A 2,995-nucleotide genomic window follows, 5' to 3' on the forward strand; every position below is an offset into this window, starting at 1 on the left:
CAGCGCCGTGGTCTACAAAGAGAGCGATGCGGCCTACTGGAAGAAGTACTACAAAGGTGTCACCGAAAAAGACAAGACTGGCCTGAGTGTCGAGCTCGGTGGCTCCCGTGCCAACAACCTCTCTGATGCGGCCTTTACCTTCGGACTGGCACAGGGCTCCGCGAACCTCTACTCGGCGGTCTACAAAGTATTTGGGGATCTTGTCGTCAAGCAGTACCCCGAGATCGTGCCTAGCTACCCCTCGGCGGATCAGGTTCAGGATCTGTCTTACCTGAAAGCGGTCCTGGCAAAAGCGGGTTCAGGGGCGGTTAAGGCGGGCGAGACCACTCTTATCGCCAGGATCAAACCGACACAGCCGGGGAAACCTGTTGACGGCGAGGGATCCAAGAGCAAGTGGCCGATTCAGTTTGTCACGGGAAAGGCGGAGTTCAACCCTACTTCGGTAAAAGATCTGGAGAAGCTCAAGCGTAACTTGCTGGTGGCCTCAAACATGACTGTGGAGATACATGGGCACACGGACAATGTTGGGGACCCCACCAAGAACATGCAGCTCTCTGAGGCGCGGGCGTTTGCCGTGAAGAGCTGGTTGGAGAAACAAGCCCCGGTTAACTTCCGAGGTCGCATCAGCGTTACAGCACACGGCCAGACACAGCCGCTCGCTCCGAACACGTCCGATGAGGGCAAGGCGAAAAACCGTCGTGTTGAGATTGTACTGAGAGCAAACTAGGTATCCCCTCCCCCCCGTTCAGCGGGGGAGAAAGAAAAAACATGGGAATTTTCACTCCCAATAAAGTCATCTCCCCAGCGACGTTTCGTTTGATTCTTCTTGGGGAGGCGGCACTATTCTTAATTATCTGGCTGGCATCGCCGTTTAAGGTATTGCCACGCCCCGGCGAGGTTTTCACCGCGCTGGGCGAGCTCTGGCGCGGAGGGATCGGGCAGGAGCTTATTGTCAGCTTCGGGCTCTTTATGCAGGCCCTGGCGCTCTCCACGGTGATCTCAACTTGCTTGGCCTATCTCACCGTGATCCCGGTGTTTCGCCCCCTGGCACTCGTGGTCTCGCGTGGGCGCTTTCTCTCGCTGGTGGGCTTCTCAGTAGTCTTCACGCTCATGTTCGGAGGAGATCGGCCTGTCAAGCTTGCGATGCTGACGCTGGGTATGAGCGTCTTTCTGCTAACTTCCTTGCTCTCGATTATTGCCGAGATCCCTCGGTCACAGTACGACTACGCCCGCACGCTCCGGCTCTCGGAGTGGCGCGTGGTCTGGGAGGTGGTGGTTCGGGGGACAATAGACAAAGTCTTCGATGCCGTGCGCCAGAACGCCGCGATCACCTGGACACTCCTACCGATGGTGGAGGCGCTCTACCGTAGCGAGGGTGGGCTGGGTGTAGCGCTGGATATTCAGCGCAAGTACTTTCACATGGACAAGGTCTTCGCCATCCAGCTGATTGTGCTCTGTGTGGGGCTATTCCAAGACTACGCCGTGGGCCTGGTCCGGCAGATTATCTGCCCGTGGGCCGATCTCAATAAAGAGCGGAGCGACGCATGAGCACCCCAAATACCCACTACGAGATGCGCGAGACGCTGCTCAAGCTGGAGAGTATTTCTCACAGTTACAATGGCCGTCCGATCTTAAAAGAGGTCAATGCGGAGATCAAGAATGTTCATATCCCTGGGCGGCAGCAAGGCCAGATAGTCGGCCTACTAGGACCGTCGGGTGTCGGAAAAACCACGCTCTTTCGCATTCTCGCAGGGCTGATGGAACCCACAAGTGGGAAAGTCTTGCTGGGAGCCGATGCCCATCCCGTGAAGCGCGGAACGGTGGGTGTGGTCGCTCAGGACTACCCGCTTTTTGCCCACCGTACGGTTCTCTCCAATCTACTGGTCGCCACGAACAACGATGCGGCAAAAGCCATGAACCTGCTGGAGCGCTTCGGGATGGCCGAGCACGCCAATAAGTATCCGATCCAGCTCTCCGGTGGCCAGCGTCAACGCGTCGCCATTGCCCAGCAGTTGCTCTGCTCCGAGTTTCTGGTTCTCATGGACGAGCCGTTCTCGGGCCTCGATCCTGTTGCCGTCCACAATGTCATCAAATTACTCGGCGAGGCCGCCGCCGTGGACGAGCACAAGACCTTTGTTCTTGTGACCCATGATATCGAGGCTGCGGTCGAGACCTGTGACACGCTCTGGCTTCTTGGAAGAGACCGAAGCGCAGACGGCCAGCCGATTCCTGGTGCCCGTGTGCAAAAGGTCTTTGACCTCATGGCCTGCGGCCTCGCCTGGCGCGAAGGAATCACCAGCGACCCGGAGTACCAGCGTGTCCTCGCCGAGATCCACGCTCTCTTCCCCAGGCTCTAGCAGGAAATCCAGAGTGCTCTGTCGAACTCAGACAGTATGAAGCGACGATATTTCCTGATGGTAGCGGCCCTTGGGGCACTGATGCTCACGGGTTGCCCTAGCAATAATACGCCTGCCGCAGGCGGTGATAAGCCTGCGGATGCTCCCAAGTCCGATATCAAGATTGGGTTTGTGGTCAAAGACTCCGCAGAACCTTGGTTCCAGACCGAGTGGAAGTTCGCTGAGGAAGCGGCTAAGAAATATGGCTTCACCCTCCTCAAGATCGAAGCCAAAGACGCTGAGGGTGTGGACAGCGCGATCAACAATATCGCGGCCCAAGGCGCGAAAGGCCTCGTGATCTGCACCCCGGATACTAAGCTGGGCACGACCATTGTTGCCAAGTGCAAAGAGAAAAACATCAAGCTGCTCACCGTAGACGATAGACTGCTCGGCCCCGACGGCAAGCCGCTCACCGAGGTCGCGTATCTGGGAATCTCCGCGTCTGAGATCGGCAAAGATGTTGGCAAAGCGCTTGCTGAAGAGGCAAAGAAGCGCGGCTGGAACTTAGCCGAAGTGGGTGCTGCGGTGCTGACCGTGGACGAGATAGAGTCCTGTAAGCAGCGCACCGACGGCGCGAGTGAGTCGCTGAAGGCGGCGGG

4 protein-coding genes are annotated in these 2,995 nt (G+C 57.7%); all 4 read left to right on the forward strand.

The window, feature by feature from the left end:
- Positions 1-727 (forward strand): OmpA family protein (locus ACH2EH_RS22285; protein WP_395145199.1); only part of this gene is annotated, 727 nt, incomplete at its 5' end.
- A 41-nt stretch (positions 728-768) separates the two neighbouring features.
- Positions 769-1,548 (forward strand): ABC transporter permease, encoded by a 780-nt coding sequence (locus tag ACH2EH_RS22290; RefSeq protein ID WP_395145201.1) that lies wholly within the window; start codon positions 769-771, stop codon positions 1,546-1,548.
- Positions 1,545-2,357, forward strand: coding sequence for an ATP-binding cassette domain-containing protein (locus ACH2EH_RS22295; protein ID WP_395145203.1), 813 nt, complete (start codon positions 1,545-1,547; stop codon positions 2,355-2,357). Before ACH2EH_RS22290 ends, ACH2EH_RS22295 begins: the two co-directional genes overlap by 4 nt.
- A 36-nt stretch (positions 2,358-2,393) precedes the next feature.
- A partial coding sequence (locus tag ACH2EH_RS22300) for a substrate-binding domain-containing protein (protein ID WP_395145205.1) occupies positions 2,394-2,995 on the forward strand: 602 nt, incomplete at its 3' end.

Source organism: Armatimonas sp., from assembly GCF_043760365.1.
In the GTDB taxonomy this organism is placed as follows: Bacteria; Armatimonadota; Armatimonadia; order Armatimonadales; family Armatimonadaceae; genus Armatimonas.